The sequence below is a fragment of the Microbacterium sp. NPDC089698 genome (genome assembly GCF_044749045.1).
Lineage (GTDB): Bacteria > Actinomycetota > Actinomycetes > Actinomycetales > Microbacteriaceae > Microbacterium.
Map to the genome: position 1 here is coordinate 11,600 of NZ_JBIVHE010000001.1, position 21,821 is coordinate 33,420.

Annotated in this window: 17 protein-coding genes; 15 read left to right on the forward strand and 2 right to left on the reverse strand. The window is 66.1% G+C overall.

From position 1 onward, the window contains the following. Nucleotides 1–153: 153 nt before the first annotated feature. From ACIPY5_RS00050 to ACIPY5_RS00095, 10 genes are all read left to right on the forward strand, one after another. Complete coding sequence (locus ACIPY5_RS00050) at nt 154–1,500, forward strand: extracellular solute-binding protein (RefSeq protein ID WP_400965209.1); 1,347 nt, start codon at nt 154–156, stop codon at nt 1,498–1,500. Between the two features lie 4 nt (nt 1,501–1,504). Beyond that, nucleotides 1,505–2,476: a carbohydrate ABC transporter permease gene (locus ACIPY5_RS00055; protein ID WP_400965211.1), complete on the forward strand. Its 972-nt coding sequence runs from the start codon at nt 1,505–1,507 to the stop codon at nt 2,474–2,476. 2 nt (nt 2,477–2,478) lie between these two features. After that, complete coding sequence (locus ACIPY5_RS00060; protein WP_400965214.1) at nt 2,479–3,285, forward strand: carbohydrate ABC transporter permease; 807 nt, start codon at nt 2,479–2,481, stop codon at nt 3,283–3,285. A 42-nt stretch (nt 3,286–3,327) separates the two neighbouring features. Further along, complete coding sequence (locus ACIPY5_RS00065) at nt 3,328–4,116, forward strand: 6-phosphogluconolactonase (RefSeq protein ID WP_400965217.1); 789 nt, start codon at nt 3,328–3,330, stop codon at nt 4,114–4,116. A gap of 47 nt (nt 4,117–4,163) precedes the next feature. Then, complete coding sequence (locus tag ACIPY5_RS00070) at nt 4,164–5,123, forward strand: N-acetylglucosamine kinase (protein ID WP_400965220.1); 960 nt, start codon at nt 4,164–4,166, stop codon at nt 5,121–5,123. A gap of 14 nt (nt 5,124–5,137) precedes the next feature. Continuing rightward, on the forward strand, nt 5,138–6,496 hold the full coding sequence (locus ACIPY5_RS00075) for a hypothetical protein (protein WP_400965222.1): 1,359 nt from the start codon (nt 5,138–5,140) through the stop codon (nt 6,494–6,496). Nucleotides 6,497–6,579: 83 nt separating this feature from the next. Further along, entirely contained in the window at nt 6,580–8,943 is a 2,364-nt protein-coding gene (locus tag ACIPY5_RS00080) for a beta-glucosidase (protein WP_400965225.1), read from the forward strand. Nucleotides 8,944–8,969: 26 nt separating this feature from the next. Continuing rightward, the gene (locus tag ACIPY5_RS00085) at nt 8,970–10,358 is read left to right on the forward strand and encodes a GH1 family beta-glucosidase (RefSeq protein WP_400965228.1); all 1,389 of its coding nucleotides are present in this window, start codon (nt 8,970–8,972) and stop codon (nt 10,356–10,358) included. An 887-nt stretch (nt 10,359–11,245) separates the two neighbouring features. Further along, nucleotides 11,246–12,286 (forward strand): LacI family DNA-binding transcriptional regulator, encoded by a 1,041-nt coding sequence (locus tag ACIPY5_RS00090; protein ID WP_400965231.1) that lies wholly within the window; start codon nt 11,246–11,248, stop codon nt 12,284–12,286. Next, the gene (locus ACIPY5_RS00095; RefSeq protein WP_400965234.1) at nt 12,286–13,053 is read left to right on the forward strand and encodes a sulfite exporter TauE/SafE family protein; all 768 of its coding nucleotides are present in this window, start codon (nt 12,286–12,288) and stop codon (nt 13,051–13,053) included. Before ACIPY5_RS00090 ends, ACIPY5_RS00095 begins: the two co-directional genes overlap by 1 nt. Nucleotides 13,054–13,180: 127 nt before the next feature. On the opposite strand, the gene ACIPY5_RS00100 is transcribed toward ACIPY5_RS00095, so the two are convergent. Beyond that, nucleotides 13,181–13,657, reverse strand: coding sequence for an Lrp/AsnC family transcriptional regulator (locus ACIPY5_RS00100; RefSeq protein WP_400965236.1), 477 nt, complete (start codon nt 13,655–13,657; stop codon nt 13,181–13,183). Between the two features lie 56 nt (nt 13,658–13,713). Then, nucleotides 13,714–14,514 (reverse strand): inositol monophosphatase family protein, encoded by an 801-nt coding sequence (locus tag ACIPY5_RS00105; protein WP_400965239.1) that lies wholly within the window; start codon nt 14,512–14,514, stop codon nt 13,714–13,716. A 224-nt stretch (nt 14,515–14,738) separates the two neighbouring features. On the opposite strand from ACIPY5_RS00105, the gene ACIPY5_RS00110 reads away from it, so the two are divergent. The 5 genes from ACIPY5_RS00110 to ACIPY5_RS00130 all read left to right on the forward strand — a co-directional run bounded on the left by ACIPY5_RS00110 (nt 14,739) and on the right by ACIPY5_RS00130 (nt 21,791). Next, nucleotides 14,739–15,884 carry an ABC transporter substrate-binding protein gene (locus ACIPY5_RS00110; protein ID WP_400965241.1) on the forward strand — a complete coding sequence of 382 codons (1,146 nt, stop codon included), beginning with the start codon at nt 14,739–14,741 and terminating at the stop codon, nt 15,882–15,884. A 91-nt stretch (nt 15,885–15,975) separates the two neighbouring features. Beyond that, nucleotides 15,976–16,770: an ABC transporter permease gene (locus ACIPY5_RS00115; RefSeq protein ID WP_400965244.1), complete on the forward strand. Its 795-nt coding sequence runs from the start codon at nt 15,976–15,978 to the stop codon at nt 16,768–16,770. Next, the gene (locus ACIPY5_RS00120; protein ID WP_400965247.1) at nt 16,767–17,561 is read left to right on the forward strand and encodes an ABC transporter permease; all 795 of its coding nucleotides are present in this window, start codon (nt 16,767–16,769) and stop codon (nt 17,559–17,561) included. Before ACIPY5_RS00115 ends, ACIPY5_RS00120 begins: the two co-directional genes overlap by 4 nt. Before the next feature lie 13 nt (nt 17,562–17,574). Beyond that, nucleotides 17,575–18,678: an ABC transporter ATP-binding protein gene (locus ACIPY5_RS00125; protein ID WP_400965250.1), complete on the forward strand. Its 1,104-nt coding sequence runs from the start codon at nt 17,575–17,577 to the stop codon at nt 18,676–18,678. Nucleotides 18,679–18,881: 203 nt separating this feature from the next. Then, nucleotides 18,882–21,791 (forward strand): aminotransferase, encoded by a 2,910-nt coding sequence (locus ACIPY5_RS00130; RefSeq protein ID WP_400965253.1) that lies wholly within the window; start codon nt 18,882–18,884, stop codon nt 21,789–21,791. The last annotated feature ends 30 nt before the right edge of the window (nt 21,792–21,821 follow it).

The window sequence follows — 21,821 nt, forward strand, 5'->3', positions numbered from 1 at the left end:
TACCACAACGTCTAACTGGACTATCTTTCCGTCATTTTGGATTGTTACTGGTTTAACTGGTTCATGGATGGTAGCGTTCCAATCCGGCGGCGAGCCTGACAGACGTTGCCATACCCGAAACCCTTGAAGTTCCAGACCACAACGGAGTGACGCATGCCCGCAAGAAAACTGCGCACCGCCCTCGCGGTGTCGATAAGCCTCATCGCAGCCCTTTCGATCACGGCCTGCGCGCCTGGTGGCGGTTCGTCGGCACCGACGGCGTCGTCCGCTGTCTCCAAGGACGTCGCCGGTGCCGGCAATGTCACCCTCAAGCTCTCCGACTTCTGGGGATCCGCCGAGGAGAAGTGGATCGTGAAGCTGGTCGGCGAGTTCGAGGCGAAATACCCGAACGTGAAGATCGAGCGGACTCGTGAGGATTGGGGACAGCTCACCAGCACACTGAACCTTCAGCTGCAGGACGCGAACGGTCCGGATATCGCGTCCGCCAACAACGGCTGGGCCTCGCTCGGGACCCTGGCCAAGGGCAATCTCGTGCTGAACCTCGACCCCTACGCCGATCTGTACGGTTGGAAGGACAAGGTCCCCAGCACGATCGCACGTCAGAACCAGTTCACGACGGACTTCAAGACCATCGGTGAAGGGGCGTGGTTCGCGACGCCGCTGGCCAGGACGTCGCTGATCGGCGTCTATTACAACGCCGAGAAGCTCAAGGCGCTGGGAATCGAGGCGCCGAAGACGCTGGACGACCTGGAGAAGGCGGCGGCGAAGGCCAAGTCCGCCGGTGAGGTGCCGTTCAGCTACAGCGGCGTCGACGGAAACACCGGGATCCTGCTGGGGCTGCAGTCGCTCTACGGCTCCGAAGGCGACATCAACGACTTCGTCTACGGCAACAAGAATGTCACCGCCGCGAAGGCGGGCATCACCAAGGCGGCGGCCACGCTGCAGGAATGGAACAAGAACGGCTGGCTCACCCCGAACTTCGAGGGCATCGACTACCAGACATCCCTGGCCGACTACCTCGACGGCAAGGGTGTCTTCCGCTTCGAGTACACCGGGGCGCTGGGTCTGTCCGGCGATCAGCTGAACCAGTTCGGATACATCCAGCTGCCCCAGGCGGACGGTAAGAGCACGGTCGGTGTTGGCGCGGCTCCGGGCGCCATGATCATCTCCGCCAAATCGAAGCACCCCGACGTGGCCGCGGCGTTCCTCGACTTCCTCATGTCGAAGCAGGCGAGCCAGGACGCGGCCGATCTCGGGCTGGTGCCGATGCTCAACGCCGACGTGAAGATCCCCGATGTTCTGAGCCAGAAGGATGAGGCAGCTGCCGCGAAGACGCTCGACGCCGACGACGGCTACGTCCCCTACTTCGACTGGTCCGCACCGACGATGCTGGACACCCTGACGCAGAACACCCAGCTGCTGCTCGCGGGCAAGACGACGCCGGAGGACTTCGCAAAGGCCGTCGACGCGGATCGCAGCACCTTCCTCGCGGGCTCCTGATCCGATGACCATCCCCCGAACGGGAGCCGCGTCCACCGCTCACGCGGAGGACGCGGGCTCCCCGTCCACCCGAGCACTCACGACCTCATCTCGGCGCCGGCGGGAAGCACCCGCACGACGGCGGTCGCGCCGCGCGGGTCTTCTCTTCGCGGCCCCCGGCCTGCTGTTGTATGCCGTCGTGGTGCTCTGGCCGATGATCCAGTCCGTCCAGTACTCGTTCTACAAATGGGACGGGGTCACGGCATCGGTCTGGGTCGGCGTGCAGAACTATGTGAACTTCTTCACGGACCCTGTGCTGCGTTCGACGCTCGGCAACGTGCTGGTCCTGCTGGTGTTCTTCGCGCTGCTTCCGATTGCACTCGGGCTGATGTCTGCGGCGCTCATCACGCGCGGCAGGCAGCCCGGCATGGCGATCTACCGGTGGATCTTCTTCCTGCCGCAGGTGATGACGAGCGTCGTGATCGCACTGCTGTTCAAGCGGATGTATGCGCCAGAAGGGCCGATCAACGAGGCGCTTCGCGCGGTCGGTCTTGAGGTTTTCGCGAAGAACTGGCTGGGTGACTTCACCTGGGCGCTTCCCGCGGTGGGGCTCATCGGGACCTGGGTCACCTTCGGTTTCTGCATGGTGCTGTTCGTCTCGGGGGCGGCGTCGATCTCTCCCGAGCTCTATGAGGCGGCGAAGATGGATGGCGCCGGTCCTCTCCGGGAGTTCTTCTCGGTGACTCTGCCTGGTCTTCGCGGCCAGATCGCGGTCGCGCTCACTCTCACGATCACGGGCGCCTTGCGCGCTTTCGACCTCATCTGGATCACCACCAAGGGTGGCCCGGGAACTGCGACGCAGACCCCTGCCGTTGCTCTCTACAAGGCGGCGTTCGTGAACCCGAACGTCGGGCAGGCCGCCGCCATCGGCGTCGTCATGGCTCTGCTCTGCCTGGCGATCGCGCTGATCATCACCCGCATCTCGGAGAAGGAGTGACCATGACCTCCCGCTCGGAGAAGATCTGGAACTACATCATCCTCACCGTCCTGGCACTGATCGTGCTCTGGCCGGTCGGCACCTTCGTCGCCGCCTCCGTGAGCCCCGATCGTGCAGGCCGTCCGTCCTGGGACCTGCAGTGGGGCAACTTCGTCACGGCCTGGAACCAGGCCGACTTCTCGCAGTCGATGGTGGTCTCCCTGATCATCACCGTCGCCGTCGTCGTGCTCAGCGTGCTGCTCGCCCTGATGGGCGGCTACGCGTTCGGCGTGCTCGGCGTGACGGGGGAGAAGTTCCTCTTCCCGTTGATCCTGCTCGGCATGATGATCTCCCTCGAGGTCATCATCGTCCCGCTCTACTACCAGTTCCGCGGCCTCGGGCTCACCGACAATCTGCTCGGTGTCATCCTCATCCACACCGGAATGGGTGTGCCGTTCGGGATCTTCTGGATGCGCGCGGCGTTCCGCGCGCTGCCTCGGGCCGTGTTCGAGTCGGCCGAGCTGGACGGCGCGGGCGCGTTCCGGATGCTCTGGTCGATCGCCGTGCCGAACATCATGCCCGCCGTGTACACGCTCATCCTCTTGAACTTCATGTGGACCTGGAACGACTACTTCCTCTCCCTGGTGTTCCTGCACGGAGACAACCAGACCGCGACCGTCGCGCTCGGTGTCTTCCAGGGTAAATACGTCACCCAGATCAACCTCATGGCTGCCGGCGGCTTGATCGTCGCAGCCCCGGTGCTCATCCTCTACGTGATCTTCCAGCGGAAGTTCATCTCCGGGATGCTCGCTGGCGCGATCAAGGAATAGTCCGCCGTGCACACGCCTCCCACGAACGAAAGCAGCAGCACCGTGCCTCTGACACCCCGTATCCTGCCTGACGCGCAGACGATCGGCGACGCCGTCGCAGACCGGATCCTCGATCGCATCGTCGCGAAGCAGGGGGGACCCTTCCTGCTCGGCTGCCCCAGCGGGCGCACTGCCGTGCCCGTCTACACAGCCCTCGCGCAGCGTGCCGCAGCGGGCGCCGACCTGTCGAGCCTCGTCATCGTCATGATGGATGACTACCTCGTCCCCGACGCGCGCGGAAGCTTCCAGGCCGTCGACGCCGAGGCGTCCTACTCCTGTCTCCGGTTCGCGAGAGCCGACATCCTCGAACCGATTGTTCGGGCCGGGCAGGCTGCGGGCACGGTCCCGCCGCATGAGATCTGGACGGCGGATCCGGCGGATCCCGCGGAGTTCGATGCTCGCATCGAAGCGGCCGGTGGCATCGACCTGTTCCTGCTCGCTTCCGGCGACAGCGACGGACACGTGGCGTTCAACCAGCCGGGCACGCCCCGGGACGCGAAGACGCACATCGTTGCGCTCGGGGAGGCGACCCGGCGGGACAACATGGGCACCTTCCCGGAGTTCACCCGGCTCGACATGGTGCCCCGCGACGGTGTCACCGTCGGTGTCGACACCATCGCCCGTCTGTCGGAAGAGGTCGTGATGATCCTCACCGGCGAACACAAGCGAGAAGCCTTCTCCCACATCACTGCGGCCTCGTCCTACGATCCCGATTGGCCCGCCACGATCGTGGCCGAGTGCAGGAACCCCACGATCCTCGCGGACCGAGCAGCTGCGACAGTCACGGTCTGACCCGGTCACCGCAACGATCCCTCACCCCACTTCTTCGAAGGACCCACATGAATCGTCCGAGTCTTACTGAGAGCGCCGTCAGGCGGTTCGTCGGCGTCGATATCGGCGGCACCAAGACGCACGCGATGGCCTCTGCGGACGACGCATCCCCTGGCGCGGAGCCGGAGGAGATCCTAGTGCCGACCTCCACCTGGCGCGCGGGCCTGGGCCATCCCGTCGCTGACGCCGGCGCACTGGCACAGATGCTCGTCGAGAGGCTCGGGGCTTCTGTGCTGAGTGCGTCGGTGGCGGTCGGCGCACACGGCTGCGACAACAGCCGGCAGTGCGAGGACCTCGACCGTGAGCTGCGCCGATATGTCCTCGGCCCCGTCATTGTTGTCAACGACTCGGAACTCATGGCGCCCGCGATGGAACGCGAGAACGCGATCGGCCTTGTCGTGGGCACCGGATCGATCGCCACGGCCCGGGACGACGCGGGCGAGCTGGTGACAGCGGGGGGATGGGGCTGGGCTCTCGGCGACGAGGGCAGCGCCGCAGGCCTCGTCCGCGACGCGACCAAGGCAGTGCTCACCGGTCTCGACGAGGGCGACGCTCTCGACCCCCTGGGGCGCCGCCTCCTTGCTCGGTTCGAGGCACACGACGCCGCCGAGCTCGCACTCGCGGTCGGGGCGGCAGACTCCGCGGAGGCTCGTGGTCTCCACGCCCGCGAAGTCTTCCTCGCCGCCGACGAGGGCTCGTCTCTCGCGGAGAGGGTTATCGACGAGGCCGGGGATTCGCTCGCCGACCTGATAGACCGGCTGCTGCGCCGCGGCATCCGCACGGAGACCGTGGTCGCCGGCGGATCCGTGATCGAACGTCAGCCCCGACTGCAGACGGCGCTGACGAGGGCTCTCGCGCGGCGACGTCCCGAGGTCGACGTCGAGATCCTCACCCGTCCCCCAGTGACCGGCGCACTCGAACTGGCCCGACGCGCGGTCAAACAGACCCCCAACCCCTTCCCCGGATAGGAGACGACGACAACATGAAGGTGACATTGATCGGTGCGGGATCCCGGCAGTTCGCGGGGACGATGATCCGCGACCTGCTCCTCAGCGAACCCATCGCCGAAATGGGGCTCGAGGTCGTGCTGATGGACATCGCGGTGGAACCGCTCGCAGAGATGGAGGAGTACACCCGTGCCGTCATCGAACGCCTCGACCATGCGGCGACGGTCTCGTCCACGACGGATCTTCCGACCGCTGTCGCGGGCGCCGCGTTCGTGATCACCGCGATCGAGGTGGACCGGTACCACTACTGGTCTCAGGACTTCACGATTCCCCGCACCTACGGGTTCAAGCAGGTCTATGGCGAGAACGGCGGCCCGGGTGGACTCTTCCACGCGCTGCGCCAGTTCGCGCCTCTCCTGGAGATCGCCCGCGCGATCGAGACCCACGCTCCTGACGCCCTGTTCCTGAACTTCTCGAACCCTGAGCACAAGGTCTGCGAGGCGATCTCGCGGCTGACGTCCGTCAAGGTCGTGGGGCTGTGCCACGGGTACTTCATGGGCGCAGGGCAGATCTCGGCGCTGCTGGACATCCCCCGCGAGCACCTCGACCTGCCCGCCGCAGGAATCAACCACTTCCAGTGGTTCCAGGCGATCCGGGATCGCCGCACTGGTGAGGACCTCTATCCGCGTCTACGCGAGATCGAACGCGAAGCGAACTGGGTGTCCGACTGGCACGAGATCGCACTTTCCCGCATCCTGTTCCGCCGCTTCGGGCTCTGGCCGTCGCCGAGCGCGAACCACATCGGCGAGTACATCTCCTGGGCGGACGACTACGTGCCCGCGCAGCTGCAGTACTTCCACGACCGGGCCGACGGCTCGCCATGGCGCGAAGGCGCAGAGACCCCCGAGTGGCACTACCACATCGGAAACGTCGACACCGGGCGTCCGTTCCACGGGGCGCGCACAGACGAGACCCTGATGTCGCTCGAAGCCTCCCTCGAGGATCGGGCGCTCGAGTCCTCCGAAGAGCTCGCGATCCCGATCATCGAGTGGGTGGCCTGCGGCGTCGAGCGGGAACTGCCCGCGGTGAACGTGCCGAACCGCGGCGCCATCCCTGGCCTTCCCGATGACATGGTCGTCGAGGTGCCGGCGACCGTCGTCGACGGCGAGCTGGTTCCGCAGCGCATGGAGCCGCTACCCGAGGGCATCCTCGCGATGGTGCAGCGGCAGGGATCCATCCACAAGCTGCTCGTCGAAGCGTACGTCGAGCAGTCCAAGGTCAAGCTGCTCCAGGCGATCCTCCTGGACCCGATCGTCGACTCCCACAACAGGGCGGCGGCGATGCTCGACGAGTTCCTCGAACGGCAGAAAGACGCATTGCCGAATCTCGTCTGAACCTGTGCCGCCCCGGGCTCCCTGCCCGGGGCGGCATCCGTCCGCACGCTCACCCCGCGCCTCGATCCAGAAAAGAAAGCAGCATGACCATCCCACCCTTCGACGTCGATGCCGTCCTCGCAGCGCTCACCCTCGAGGAGAAGGCATCACTGCTCTCGGGCCTCGACGATTGGTACACCCAGCCCCTCGACCGCGTGGGGCTGCCGGACCCCGTGCCGTCCATCGAAGTCGGAGACGGCCCGCACGGCCTGCGCAAGGAGACCGGCGTCGACATGGTGTGGGTCCCGGCAACCGGATTCCCGACGGCGTCCGCGATGGGCGCGTCCTGGGACCGGCGGCTCATGCGCCGTGTCGGCGCCGCCATCGGGGAGGAAGCACGCGCCGAAGGCGTGCAGGTCGTGCTCGGCCCCGGCGTGAACATGAAGCGTTCGCCGCTGTGCGGGCGCAATTTCGAGTACTTCTCCGAAGACCCGATGCACTCCGGAGAGCTCGGCGCCGCCTACGTCGACGGTGTGCAGGCGGTCGGCGTCGGAACATCCCTGAAGCACTTCGCTGCCAACAACCAGGAGATCGAAAGGACCAGGATCTCTGTCGTCGCCGATGAGCGCACGCTTCGCGAGACCTACCTGGCCGCGTTCGAACGGGTCGTGACGAAGGCCGACCCTTGGACGGTCATGTGCTCGTATAACAGGCTCCTCGGCGTGCACGCCTCGCAGAACCACTGGCTGCTCACCGAGGTGCTCCGCGAGGAATGGGGATACCGAGGAGCGGTCGTCTCCGACTGGAACGCCGTGCACGACCGGGTCGCTGCACTCATCGCCGGACTGGATCTGGAGATGCCCGGCACTCAGGGCGAGACCGACGCCGAGATCGTCGCCGCGGTGCGGAACGGCGGTCTCGACGAGGCCGTCGTCGACACCGCCGCGCGCCGAGTACTGCAGCTCGTGGCCCGCGCATATCCCGGTGCCGACCATGTCGACGGTCCGGTGATGGATCTGGGGCATGTCGCTGGTGACCGTCTCACCGAAGCCCAGCTCGCCCTGCTCCGTGCGGACGAGCATCACCAGCTCGCGCGCGAGGCGGCCCTCAGTTGCCTGACGCTGCTGCGCAATGAGGACGCCCCCGATGGACGAGGCCCTGCCCTGCCTCTGGACGAGGGCGACAGCAGGACCATCGCAGTCGTCGGCGCGTTCGCCGAGCACGCGCGCATCCAGGGCGGTGGATCCTCCGGTGTGGATCCGACCCGGATCGACACCCCCTTGGACGCACTGCGTTCGATCGTGGGCGACCGTGTCCGGTACGCGCCCGGATACGTGTACGAGGTCAAGAACGCCTACCAGGACGACAACCTCGCGATCCTCGCTGCACACGGTGCCGAGACCGAGGACGACAACCCGCGCGTCGCCCGGCGCTCCGCGACTCTCGCGAAAGAGCTCCAGCTCGCGGAGACGGTGCAGCACCTGGGAAAGCGTCCGTTGTCGGCTGTGGCTCAGCGACACATCGAGGAGGCTGCTGAGGCTGCGGCAGAGGCGACGACGATCGTCGTCTTCGCCGGCCTCCCGCTTTCCTACGAGCAGGAGGCGAACGATCGCGACACCCTCGCGCTTCCCGCGGATCAGATCGCCTTGATCAGCCGCATGGCGGACGTCCGAGACCGCACGGGAGCGACGCTCATCGTCGTGCTGTCGAACGGGTCACCCGTCTCGATGGAGCCCTGGCACGACCGCGTCGATGCGATCCTCGAAGCCTGGCTCGGAGGCCAGGGGGTCGGCTTCGCCGTCGCAGAAGCACTCTTCGGGCGCCACAGCCCGTCCGGGAAGACCGCGGAGACCTTCCCGCTGGCGGTGGAGGACACCCCCGGGTATCCGAACTGGCTCGGCGAGCGGGGAACCGTCCTCTACGGCGAGGGGGTCTTCATCGGGTACCGCTGGTACGACGCCCTGCATCGCCACGTCCGCTACCCCTTCGGTCACGGCCTGTCGTACACGAACTTCGAGTACTCGGACCTCCGCGTCGACGTCGTCGATGCGGACGCCGGACGCGTCCGGATCCGGTGCACGATCACCAACGTGGGCAGCAGGACCGGTGAAGAGATCGTGCAGCTCTACGTCGGCGACCCCGATGCGGAGGTGCAGCGGCCGCTGCGGGAACTCCGCGGATTCGAGAAGCTCCGGATCGAGCCGGGGGAGTCCGCTCGCGTCGGCTTCGAGCTGGAGAACAGGGACTTCGCCTACTGGGACTCCGCCGCAGAGCGACTCGACGGCAAGACCGGGCTCTGGCGTCGTGAAGGCGGCGAGTTCCGGATCGACATCGGCGCGTCCTCGAGGGACATCCGTCTGAGCTCATCCCTCGTGCTTCCTGACGATCCGACGATCCCGCCTCTGATCCCAGATTCGGACCTCCTCGACATCGCCGTATCCCGGTTCGTCCAGGGCCACGCCGGCTGACCCTCACACACGAGAAGGACATCCTTGTGACCACGATCCCGCCGCTTCCCACGGCGCTCCAGACTCGCGCGCACGAGATCGGCCGCCGATACCCCCGTGATTTCGTCTGGGGAGCCGCGACCGCGGCGCCCCAGATCGAAGGATCGACCGATGCGGACGGTCGCACGCCGAGCATCTGGGACACCTTCGCCCGCGTTCCCGGAGCTGTCGCCGACGGAGACACCCTCGACCACGCCGACGAGCACTACTTCCGTTGGCGCGACGACATCGCCCTCATGAGTGAGCTCGGTCTGGACGCCTACCGGTTCTCGATCGCCTGGCCCCGTATCGTTCCGACCGTAGATTCCCCGGCGAACCGGAGTGGTCTCGACTTCTACGACCGGCTCGTCGACGAACTGCTGAGCCGGGGCATCGAGCCGTTCGCCACGCTCTACCACTGGGATCTCCCGCAATGGCAGCAGGACAGAGGTGGATGGGCAGATCGGTCCGTAGCCCATCGATTCGCGGAGTACGCCACACGGGTCGCCGAGCGTCTCGGAGACCGCGTCCACAAATGGATGACGCTCAACGAACCGTGGGTGTACGTGTTCCTCGGACACCTCGACGGCGTCCACGCACCAGGGATCCGGTCCGAAGAGCACGCCGTGCGCGCAATGCACCATTCCCTGCTCGCCCACGGTCTCGGTACCCAGGCGCTCCGCGCCGTGCTGCCGTCAGACGGGAGGATCGGTATCGCGCTGAGCATGTCGCCTGCCGAGCCCGCGACCCCGACCCCGCACGACGGGGCCGCAGCGGATCGGTTCGACCTATACCGCAACTGGCTCTTCCTGCACCCAATCATGCGCGGCGAATATCACCCCGGCACGTCCGAACTCTTCCGCGCTGAGATCCCGATCGAGGACGGCGACCTCGACGTCATCTCACATCCGATTGACTTCGTCGGAATCAACTACTACTCGCGAGGCGTGGTGCGCGCCGACGACAGCATCCCGGTGATGCGGGCGCGCGAGACACCTCCGCCGGGCGTCGTTACGGCCATGGGTTGGGAGGTGCACCCGCAAGGCATCGCCGACATCATCGCCCAGACGCATGAGCGGTATGCGCCCGCCGCAATCTACGTGACCGAGAACGGGTCAGCGTGGGATGACGAGGTCACGGACGAGGGCGCGGTTTTCGATACCGGGCGCGTCGACTACCTGACGGCGCATCTCACGGCTGCTGCGACCTGCCTCGAGGGCGGCATCCCCTTGCGCGGATACTTCGCCTGGTCTCTGCTGGACAACTTCGAATGGGCCGAAGGCTACCGAAAGCGTTTCGGGATCGTCCACGTTGACTACCCCACCCAGCGTCGCACCGTGAAGCAGTCCGGTGCCGTCTATCGGAGTGTCGCTCTGGCTCACGAGACGGAGGTCTGATTCTGGTTCGGAGCCACGGGCAGCCGGTCCTACTCGGACACGACTGGTTCGCGGGCGCAGGGAGCGGAGGAACCTACATCTCCGCGAGAAGCATCGACTACCCGGCCTACGTGACGAAGCTTTTCTTCGACAACAACCGGCGCGTCGACCGCTCTGGCACCCCCACCCCCCACACCCACTCCGATACCGACTTCGACCCCCACTCCAACACCGACACCCACCGCGGACCTCACCTGCGTGACCGCATCGAACGCGGTACACAAGGCCGCAGGACGCGCGACGAGCTACGGAGTGAATCCCTACAACCCCACTACGCCCTCGGGACAGTGAACTACCTCGGCCAAGGGGACACCGTCATCAGCCTCCGTATGCAGAGCAGCACCAGTTGGGCTCTCGTGCCCAGCTCTAACGGAACGCGCTGAGGAGTGAGTGAGCCTGCCGCCGTTTCGGGCGGCGGGCGCACTCAGCGTGAGATCGCTTCCGAGAGGGCATCTCATCTCGGCGTGCCGGATCAGCAGCTGCTCCAAAGGAGGTTGACCCTCGACTACTGTACCGGTACAGTGATCGAGAAGAAGGAGTGTCATGGATCAGGGTCAGATTGTGGCGATGCTGAGGGCTGATCGAGAAGCCCGAACGGTCGATGTCCACGCGGACGCCCGGCGGCGGTCGATTCTGGCGCGGGAGCGTCACTTCGCTGCGATTGCGCGGCGTGCTCGTCGGGGCCGGATGCGGGGTGCGGCGGCTGCTTGGCTGCACCGGGTCGCCGCGTGGGTCGAGCCTCGGGAAGTGCAGGCGTCACTGAGCGCCCAGGGATTGCCCGCATCTCGACCCTAAGCTCGGAGTGAGCATTACGGCGTCGGGCGGCAGCGGGAGGTGCGATGACACGCGTGACTTTGCAGACCATCGCTGATGAAGTCGGTGTGAGCCGCATGACGGTGTCGAACGCGTTCTCCCGTCCAGATCAGCTTTCGGGAGCGCTGCGTGACCAGATCTTCGAAGTCGCCAATCGTCTGGGATATACGGGGCCAGACCCGGCGGCGCGCGCGCTTGCCCGCGGGCGTACGGGGGTTGTCGGTCTCGTGCTGGGCGGCTCCCCTCGGGAAGCGTTCGTCGACGATGTCGCCGTGGGGTTTGTGAGGGCTGTCGCCGCAGAGCTGGCAGATGCCGGCTATTCGCTCGTGCTGTTGCACTCAGCTCCACGGGCCGGGACGGAGCCTGCACGCAATGTGGCGATGGATGGCGCGATCATCTACTCCGTCGATCCGCAGGCGCACGAGGTCACCGTTCTGAGGGAGCGGGGCCTCGCCATCGTCACCGTTGAAGGCGCGGAGGTCGAGGGGATTCCTCGGGTCGCGGTCGATGATGCAGGAGGAGCCGAGGCAGCGGCCCGACATCTGGTGGAGCTCGGGCATCGAGATATCGCTGTGGTCACCAGCGGGTTGGACGCGGCGGGACTGGACCCGGATAGTCCGCACCTCTCCGAAGGCGGGACGGCGACGACACGCGCCCGCCTGCGCGGGTGGATGAGAGCGCTCGCCGGCACGGGCGCACGGGTGCGTCTGGTTGGCACGCCCGGCATCGTTGTGGATGAACTTCTCCGGTCCCGTGTCGGACAGCTGCTCAGCGAGCCCCCCACGGCGATCCTTGCGTTCTCTGATCTCGCGGCGCTCGACGTCATCGCGCAAGCTGCAGGCCGGGGTCTGAGAGTGCCCGAAGACCTTTCCGTGGTGGGGTTCGATGACAGCCCTGTTGCCTCTCTCGTGACGCCTCCGCTCACCACGGTTCATCAGGACGTGGCAGCCAAAGGAGCGACGGCTGCTCGAATGCTGCTTTCACTCCTCGGGAGCGACCGCCCCGTTGCTGATGTGCTTCTTGCCACGGGGCTCGTCGTCCGCGGGTCAACCTCTCGGCCGAGCACGGGCGCATAGTGGTTTCGCTCCTCGTGCCCGAGGACGGCGGGCTTATCACCTTGTTGGCCGCTGTGCTGCTCCTGAGCGCGGTCCTCCAGGCAATGACCGGATTCGGGTTCGCGGTACTGAGCGCGCCAATTCTGACCGCTTTGACGAATGGACCTACCGCGGTCTCGACCATTCTGGTCACCGGCACCGTGGCGGATCTGCTGATTCTGTCAGTCCGCAGTGCCCGACCAGCGCCGAGCTGGGGTGACGTCGGCGTCGTCGGGGTGAGCTCGGTTCCCGGCATCGTGATAGGTACGCTATTGCTTTTGATCGTGCCGAAGTCGGTACTGATGTTCATCATCGCTGGCGCCGTCATCGTTGCGGTCGGTCTGCGACTACGAATGGCGCGGCGACGAAACCACCCGCAGGCGGTCGGCCGCCGTTGGGGTGTTCTTGCGGGGTTGCTGTCGGGAACATCTAGTGCCGCGACAACGTTGGCTGGTCCGCCCACGGTGTTTTACCTCGCCCACCGCGGCCATGCACCATCGACGACCCGCGACACCCTTGTCATGCTGAACCTCGTTCGTCTCCCGCTCAGCATTGCTGCCCTCCTCGCCGCCGGAGCGTTCACGACACTTCCCGGTCTCGCCTGGCTCGTTGTCGCCGTTCTTGCCGGCTATGCCTTAGGTAGCCGATTCTTCGGGCGAATGGACCTCGCCCGCTACGAGCGTGTCACGCTTGTCGGCCTGCTCCTGGCTGCGGCAACGGCCGTTGTTGTCGCATTCAGCATCGCGTGAACCGCCACGGCATGCTCTTCCAAGCTGGATGTCGCCCCAAACCGTCGGGCGCGAACCGATTGCATCCTTCGCGCTGGGCGGCATCACTCCAAACCAAAGCTCGTCGGCACCGGTGTCACCTGCGGAATCAGGTTGGCGTACCCCAGCCGAATCGATGGGTTCGGATTCCGTAGTAGGTGAACGTTTCGGCGCGTGCGACCCCGGGGACTGTCCGCAGTCGCTCATTGATCTGGACGAAGAGCCCTTCGTTGCTTGGCGCGATCACTTCCGCCAAGAGGTCGTAGCGACCCGCCGTGAGCACAACGTAGACCACGCTCTCAATCTCATCGAGAGCTGCGGCAACGGCCTCGATGTCTCCGTCTGCGACAATCCCCACCATCGCCATGCTGCTGTAGCCAAGACGTAGGGGATCAGTGACCCCGACGATCTGCAAAATTCCACGGTCTTCGAGGCGCATGACCCGCTTTCGCGCTCCCGCCGCAGTGAGCCCGACCAATGTGCCGAGCTCGGCGTAGCCACGGCGGCCGTTGTCCTGCAAAGACACCAGTATTGCGCGATCAATCTGATCGAGATCGTCGAAGTTCTCGATGGGTGGCTTCTGCATGCGTCTCCCGAATGTCTGGGGCACCGTCGTGCTCAGTCTACGGACGCGCAATGCACCTATCGGGCATCCCGAATCGTCGAGATCACCGCACTGTGAAGCAAGCCGTTCGTAGCGACCACGCTCCCGTCCTCTGTCGTCGGGGAGTCAGCTACATCGGTGAAGCGCCCGCCAGCCTCTCGGACGATCGGCGCCAGTGCGGCCAGGTCGTACGATTCCAGGCCGAACTCGGCGACGATGTCCAGCTGTCCTTCGACGAGCAGGACGTAGGACCACATGTCGCCATAGGCGCGATCCTGCCAGACGCTGCGAGACAGTGTGAGGAGCGAGCGAAGGTGCCCTGATTGCTCCCACTGCTCGATGCTCTGAAAGCTCAAGGATGCGTGCTCGAGCCGGCTCACCCCGGACACGCGGAGCGGGTGAGGTTCCTCGCCGCCGGTCCGTCCCCAGGCGCCGGCCCCGTTCTCTGCCCACCACCGGCCCTCGACGGCCGGCGCCGAGATGACGCCGAGTACGGGGACGTCGTCGACTTCCAAGGCGATCAGCGTCGCCCAGTTCGAGACGCCGCGCAAGAAGTTGGAAGTGCCGTCGATGGGGTCAATGATCCACCGTCGGCGTCCTTTGTCGTGGCGGCCGGTCTCTTCGCCGAGAAAGCCATCGTCGGGACGATGGCTTTCGATGTGTCGGCGCAGCGCTTGCTCGACAGCGTGATCCGCGTCGGTGACGAAGCTGCGGTCCGGCTTCGCCTCGACGCGCAGGTCGGCTGCGCGGAACCGCGGGAGTGAGATGCCATCGGCGATCTCGGCCAGCGTGAGTGCGAACGCAAGGTCGCCTGAGATCGCGGGGGGTGGTGTGGACATCGTTGCTGGCCTTTCGCTGTGGAGAAGGGGGACCGCTCGGCGCGGGCGGGCGCCTCGAACAAACACAATTCAGCCAACCAGGCAACTTGGACGCCCGAGTGCCGTTGAGGCAAGAGTTCACCTTGCGGCCAACTTGAGTTTACTATCATCACCATACGATATCGTCCGGTATCTAAACGTGTACAGAAGAGCCGTTTCTAGTTACAGATCGAAACCAGACCTGATTGGAAGTCTTCGTGAGTATTTCGACCCGTGCGCCTCGCTCGCTTGCCGTCCTGGCGCTGATCGCTGCGGCGAGCTCGCTGGCAGCGTGTTCTTCGGGAAACACATCGCAGGACAGCGATCATGCGAAGTCGGCGACCGCGAAAAGTGCCAGTGACTTCGGTGGAATGGACGAGCTCATCGCTGCGGCCAAGGCGGAGGGGCAGCTGAACGTCATCGGGCTCGCCGATGACTGGGTCAATTACGGAGAGATGATCTCGACGTTCGAGAAGCGCTATGGCATCACCGTGAACTCGGCGAATCCCGACGCGAGCAGCGCTGAAGGCATCCAAGCGGCGAAGAACCTCAAGGGCCAGGACACCGCCCCCGACGTGTTCGACACGGGCGTCGCCGTCGCGCACGAGAACACGGACATGTTCGCTCCCTATCGCGTGTCCACCTGGGACAGCATCCCGGACGGCTACAAGGAGGAATCCGGGCGCTGGGTCAACGCATTCTCGGGCGTCATGTCGGTCGGATACGACTCGAAGCGCCTGAGCGCCCCGAAGAACCTCGATGACCTGCTCGGCGCGTCGTACAAGAGCGCGGTGTCGATGGGAGGGGACCCCACGCAGACGGGTGGCGGTTTCGCGGCAGTCGGATGGCTCTCACTTCTGAACGGCGGCAGCCTGGACGACTACGGTCCGGGAGTGGACTTCATCGGCAAGCTCAAGGACGCCGGCAACTTCCTGCAGCTGGATCCCACGCCGACGACGATCGCGACCGGAGAGGTTCCCATGGTCATCGACTGGTCGTTCGCTCAGCTCGAGGTTGAGAACAAGGTGCCGTCTTGGAAGACGGTCGTCTTCGACGGCCCGACGTACGTCTCCTTCTACAGCCAGTCGATCAACAAGGACGCCCCTCACCCCGCCGCTGCGCGCCTGTGGGAGGAATGGGTGTTCTCGAACGAAGGCCAGGACGTCTATCTCCGAGGAAACGGTGTCCCCGTGCGTCTCGCCGCGCTGGAGAAGGAAGGCGTCGTCGATCCCGCCGACGTGAAGAAAGCCACTCTCGGAACCGATCCCGCCACCTGGTCGACGCCGAGCATCGCGCAGATCGACGCAGCCAACAAGCTGCTCACCCAGCGCTGGGCGGCGGCGGTCGGATGATGTCGGTACTCCATCTGACGGAAAGCGACCGGTTCTTGTGAAACGTGCTCTGGCTGTCCTGGGCCTAGCGCCCTTCACCGTCTATGTCCTCGTGTTCTTCGTGCTTCCCACGGTCCTCGCCGTCGCCAGCGGCTTCGTCGCAGACCGGGGCGGCTTCACGGGGGAGAACCTCGCCGTACTGAAGAACCCGGCGATCATCGGCTCGTTCGCCGCGAGCGTCTGGGTGAGCCTCGTCAGCGGGATCCTCGGAGCGGTGATCGGCGCGATCGTCGCGTGGGCGCTGTCGGGGCTCCCGAACAACAGCGCCCTCAGGCGTGTCGTGAACGCCGCGAGTTCAGCCCTGTCGCAGTTCGGCGGCGTCATGCTCGCTTTCGCGTTCATCGCCACCATCGGGATGCAGGGCATGCTCACAGTCCTCCTGCGAGACTCCATCGGATTGGACCTGTACGCCCACGGAGTGTGGCTCTACCAGCCGGTCGGGCTGATCCTGCCGTATCTGTACTTCCAGGTCCCGCTGATGGCGATCATCTTCCTTCCCGCGGTGGACTCGTTGCGGCCGGGATGGGCGGAAGCGGTCTCCACTCTGGGTGGATCGCGATGGCACTACTGGACGCGAGTGGCGATCCCCGTGCTCGCCCCCACCTTCCTCGGCGCGTTCGTTCTCCTCTTCGCGAACGCTTTCTCGTCATATTCGACCGCGGCCGGGCTGATCTCGCAGGGGAGCGGTATCGTTCCCCTGCAGATCGGCGCTGCGTTGAAAGGTGAGACGGGGGCGAGCCAGCCCGCAACCGCCGGAGTCCTCGCGCTGGTGATGATCCTCTCGATGACCGTGGCAGTCCTTGCTTACACGCGATTGATGAAACGTGCCGCGAGGTGGCGATCATGAGCGCGCGGGTCGCGGGGAAGCCGGGCGTCACCACCTCCCGAATCGTCATCGCGGTGATCGGGGCACTGTTCCTCATCCCTCTCCTCGCCATGCTCGAGTTCAGTCTCCGTCAGCAAGGGGGCAGCGGCTACACCCTGGAGCACTGGGCGGGGATCTTCGATCCGGCGAACAGCAGGGCGTATCGCACCCTGGGCGTGGGGGTGTTGAACTCTCTTCTGCTCGCCGCTCTGACGCTCCTTCTCCTCTTCGTGCTGTTCGTGCCGACGATCGTTCTGGTCCATCTGCGGTTTCCCTCGCTGGAGCGGGTGCTCGACACGCTGACGCTTCTGTCTGTCGCGATTCCGCTGATCGCGATGGTCGTCGGGTTGGCGCCGATCTACCGAGTTCTCGGGGTCGGGTTCGGGTCGGGCGTGTGGACGCTGGTGTTCGCGTACGGCGTGCAGGTGCTGCCCTTCGCATACCGCGCGATCGTCTCCGAGCTCCAGCACATGGACGCGCGCGTGCGGGCGGAGGCCGCCCGATCACTCGGAGCGCCGTGGATCACGGTGCTGCTGCGAGTGATCATGCCGGGTCTGCGCAGGGGGCTGGTGGCGGCCTCGCTCCTCACGCTCGCGATCGTTTTCGGCGAGTTCACCATCGCGTCGCTGCTCAACCGCGTGAACCTGCAGACCGCCCTGTTCCAGCTCTCCCAATCCGATGCCTACGTGGCGACCGCCGTGTCGCTGCTCTCTCTCATCATGGTGTTCGTCGTGCTCGTCTTTGCGGGCGGCGGATCCCGAAACCGATCCTGAAACGGAGGGCGGCATGCCCGCCAACCCCTCATCCGAGCCCGCGGTGTCCGTGGCACTCGAGTCCGTAACTAAGTCCTACGGAGGAAGCTCCGTGTTGCGCGGAATTGATCTCGCGCTCCAGCCGGGCGAGCTCATCACCCTGCTGGGGCCATCCGGCTGCGGGAAGACGACCGCGTTGCGTTGCATCGCAGGGTTGGAGAACGTCAGCGGAGGGCGTGTCCTCATCGCCGGCGACGACGTCACGAATGTTCCCGTCAACCGCCGAGACATCGGCATGGTGTTCCAGCAGTACTCGCTGTTTCCCCATCTCACCGCCGCCGGAAATGTGGAGTTCGGTCTGCGCATGCGCCGGATCCCGGGAGAAGAACGCCGGACACGGATCGCCGAAATGCTCGAGATCGTCGGACTCGGCCATTTGGCTGGGCGTTTCCCGCATGAGCTCTCTGGCGGTCAGCAGCAGCGGGTTGCGCTCGCTCGCGCTCTCGTCACTCGGCCGCGCGCCCTCCTCCTAGATGAGCCGCTCTCCGCGCTGGACGCCAAAGTGAGGGTACGGCTCCGCGAGCAGATCCGGGCGATCCAGACCGAGCTGGGGATCACGACGATCCTCGTCACACACGATCAGGAGGAGGCGCTGGCCATCTCCGATCGGGTAGCGGTGATGGAGTCAGGCGAGATCGCTCAACTCGGGCGGCCGGAGGAGCTGTACCGCCGTCCCGCGACGGCATTCGTCGCGGACTTCGTCGGACAGTCGAACCGGGTCGAAGCCGAATACCGCACCGGCACGGTTCGGCTCCTGGGAGCGACGCTCCCGGTGACGGCGACGCCTCCCAGCGTGACGGATGGCCATCGCGTCACCGCGTACGTCCGTCCCGAGCATGTCCTGCTCGAACGGTGGGCGGATGCGGATCCGACTACCCGCCCTGCGGTCGAAGCAACGATCGTCTCGTCCGGGTTCCTTGGGGCCGTGCGCCGCACGATCGTGGCCGTTGGCGACATCAACATCGTGTCCCAGCACAGCAATGTGATCGAGTTCGCGCCGGGGGATCGAGTGCGGATCAGTGTGCACCCCGAACCGGTCACCATCACCGATGGCCGCATCGGTGCGGGACGGGATTGAGAGCGTCGCCTCCGCGGACGCGGCGCCAGATCGCTCGGCCTGCCTTTGTGGTGGCCGCCGCGGAGTAGTGACGCTCACCTGGTCATCTAGTTGCGAATGCAGTCTTGAACTGCATTTCTGGTTTTCATTCTGTCCATGATTGATATCGTTGGTAACGAACATTACCGCATGATGACTTGCGGAACGCGAGAGGAGCGAAGCCGATGGTGACAGAGGACCGCAGGGGAGAGCGCTGGTTGCTTGTCCGTCCCGATATCGAGGGGGATCAGGTGTCACGGATCGCCGTCGAGCATTTCGGGGTGAACGGTCGCGTGACCGAACTGGGAAGCCAGCAGGACCGGAACTTCCGTGTGGATCCCGAGACGGGCGACGGGCTGCTCCTGAAGGTCAATCATCCCTCGGTGCCTGCCGACGTCCTGGATCTGCAGGTGCGCATATCTGATCGGCTCCGTGAGGCGGGGGTCGCGACCCCGGCTGTGCTTCGCACCGTGGCGGGGGCGCGGTCGTTCCCCGTGACGATCGGCCAGGGCGTCACCGCGCGGGTGTGCGCGTTCGAGCTCCTGTCCGGCGCTTCCCTCGCCGAGCTGTCCGCTCTTTCCGGGACGCAGGCGGAAGAACTGGGACTGCTCGCCGGGCGTGCCGTCGCCGCCCTGCGTGATCTGCAACACCCGGCGCAGCGACGCGATATCCAATGGGAGCTCGGGCGCGGCCTCGAGGTCGTGGAAGAACTCCAGGGCGACCTGCCCGCCGAGCGTCGGGAGGCCTGCCTCAGCGGCGCGCGGCAGGCGGCGGCAGCGCTGAGCGCGCTGGCGCCGGAACTGCCGCGGCAGATCATCCACGGCGATCTCACCTCCGACAACATCCTTCGCGACGACCGCGGGGCGATGTGGATCGTGGATCTGGGAGACGCCGGAGAGTCGTGGCGGATCGCGGAGCTCGCGATCCTGGCAGCGGACGTGCTGGCGCGGACTGGCAGCGTCGCCATGGTCGGGCGGGTCGTGCGGGGCTTCGCGTCGGAGGTCGACGTGTCCGATGAAGAGCTGGCCGCCCTGTGGCCGATGATGATTCTGCGCGGTGCCGTCCTGGCGGCGAGCGGCTGGAGCCAACTGCGCATCGATCCCGGCAACGAGTACGCCAGAGAGCGCGTCGAGCACGAATGGGCGGTGTTCGAAGCGGCGCTGGGCCACGGTGTCGCTCAGGCGACCGCGAATCTGCGTCTTGCGGCGGGGCGCGCGCATGCGCCAGGGCTCGAGTACGCCGCGGTGCTGTCCGGCGTCGGATCCGCCGAGATCGTCGACCTGGGCATCCGCAGCGAAGCGCTCGACGGCGGGCGCTGGCTGGCCCCCTCCGCCGAGCGGGATCTGGTCCGCGAGGCGCTGGGACGAGGATCCGTGGCCGTGATGCGATTCGGCGAGGCGCGGCTCACCCGTGTCGCGCCCGAGGTCGGTCGCGCAGCCCCCACGCGCGCACGCTGCGTCGAGCTCTGGGCGCGCCCGGGAACGGAGGTGCGCGCTCCGTTCGCCGGCGAACTCGTCGAGCGCCGAGGCGGGCTCGAGCTGACGGCCGACGGCATCGCCCTGCGCTGGGAAGGGATCGTTCTTCCCGTTCTCGGTGGGGTCGCGGCGGGGGAGCGGATCGGACAGATCTCCGCCGACGCCGAGGGACTCGGACACCTCGTCGTGACGCGATACCTGCCCGGTGCCGCGCCGGAGCCGCTGTTCGTGGACGCCGACGGCGAGTACGAGAGCGACGGGGCTGCCGATCCCTCCAGGATCCTCGGGCTGACGGTCCTGCCCGACCCCGAGCTTCGGGTGCACAGAGAGCGCGCACGGCGAGACAAGGCGATGGGCAGCGCCTCCGAGCGGTACTACGAGCGACCGCCCCAGATCGAGCGTGGCTGGGGCACACGTCTCATCGACACCCAGGGTCGCGCCTACCTCGACATGGTCAACAACGTCACCGCCATCGGGCACTCCCACCCGCGGCTGGCGGCGCGGGTGGGGCGACAGCTCAACCTGCTGAACACGAACTCCCGGTTCCTGTACGAGGCTTACGCGGACTTCTGCGAGAAACTCCTCGCATACTCTCCGGATCCTTCGCTGGATGCGGTGATCCCCGTGAACAGCGGATCCGAGGCCATCGATCTCGCTCTCCGGCTCGCACGAGCGGCGACCGGGAAGCAGGACGTGATCGCCGTGCGCGAGGGATACCACGGGTGGACGCTGGGGGCGGACTCGGTGAGCACGTCGGCATACGACAACCCGAGTGCGCTCGCGTCTCGCCCGGAGTGGGTGCATCTCGTCGACGCGCCCAACGCCTACCGGGGACCGTTCCGCGGCGCAGATGCCGGCGCACGGTACGCCGGGCAGGTCCGGGATCTGGCGGCACGTCTGGCCTCGGAAGGGAGCGGGCCCGCGGCGTTCCTCTGCGAACCGGTTCTCGGCAACGCCGGTGGTGTCATTCCTGCTCCGGGATACCTCGCCGAGGCCTACGAGGCGGTGCGCAGCCAGGGTGGCCTTGCGATCGCCGACGAGGTGCAGGTCGGTTATGGGCGGCTGGGGGCTGCGTTCTGGGGATCGCAGATGCTCGGCGTGGTGCCGGACATCATCGCCGTGGCGAAAGCGGCGGGTAACGCCTACCCCGTCGGCGCCGTCCTCACCCGCAGGGAGATCGTCGATGCCCTTCGCGAGGAAGGCATGTTCTTCTCGTCCGCGGGTGGTGCGCCGGCCAGCGCAGTCGCCGGCTCCGCAGTCCTGGACGTCATCCGCGACGAAGGACTCATCGCCAATGCAGCGTATGTCGGAGAGCATCTGCAGCGCCGGCTGGAGGAGCTGGGGGAGCGGCATGCTTTGATCGGCGCCGTGCATGGCGCCGGCCTCTACCTCGGTGTCGAGCTGGTGCGCGATCGGATGACGCAAGAGCCGGCTGCGGCGGAGACCGCGTGGCTCTGCGAGCGTCTGCTCGCGTTGGGCGTTGTCATGCAAGCGACATCCGAGCGTCAGAACGTGCTCAAGGTGAAGCCTCCGCTGGTGCTGACGATCGAGGAAGCGGAAGGTTTCGTTCAGGCCCTTGACCAGGCGCTGCGGGAGCTCGGCCGCATCTCGCTCGACTGAGAATCGCGGGTGCAGGGAGAGATTCCCTGC

Excerpts from the sequence above, each read along its gene's own strand:
- ACIPY5_RS00080 (WP_400965225.1), top strand. The coding sequence starts at position 6,580 with ATGACCATCCCACCCTTCGACGTCGATGCCGTCCTCGCAGCGCTCACC.
- ACIPY5_RS00100 (WP_400965236.1), bottom strand. The coding sequence starts at position 13,657 with ATGCAGAAGCCACCCATCGAGAACTTCGACGATCTCGATCAGATTGAT.
- ACIPY5_RS00050 (WP_400965209.1), top strand. The coding sequence starts at position 154 with ATGCCCGCAAGAAAACTGCGCACCGCCCTCGCGGTGTCGATAAGCCTC.
- ACIPY5_RS00070 (WP_400965220.1), top strand. The coding sequence starts at position 4,164 with ATGAATCGTCCGAGTCTTACTGAGAGCGCCGTCAGGCGGTTCGTCGGC.
- ACIPY5_RS00055 (WP_400965211.1), top strand. The coding sequence starts at position 1,505 with ATGACCATCCCCCGAACGGGAGCCGCGTCCACCGCTCACGCGGAGGAC.
- ACIPY5_RS00130 (WP_400965253.1), top strand. The coding sequence starts at position 18,882 with ATGGTGACAGAGGACCGCAGGGGAGAGCGCTGGTTGCTTGTCCGTCCC.
- ACIPY5_RS00120 (WP_400965247.1), top strand. The coding sequence starts at position 16,767 with ATGAGCGCGCGGGTCGCGGGGAAGCCGGGCGTCACCACCTCCCGAATC.
- ACIPY5_RS00060 (WP_400965214.1), top strand. The coding sequence starts at position 2,479 with ATGACCTCCCGCTCGGAGAAGATCTGGAACTACATCATCCTCACCGTC.
- ACIPY5_RS00075 (WP_400965222.1), top strand. The coding sequence starts at position 5,138 with ATGAAGGTGACATTGATCGGTGCGGGATCCCGGCAGTTCGCGGGGACG.
- ACIPY5_RS00125 (WP_400965250.1), top strand. The coding sequence starts at position 17,575 with ATGCCCGCCAACCCCTCATCCGAGCCCGCGGTGTCCGTGGCACTCGAG.
- ACIPY5_RS00105 (WP_400965239.1), bottom strand. The coding sequence starts at position 14,514 with ATGTCCACACCACCCCCCGCGATCTCAGGCGACCTTGCGTTCGCACTC.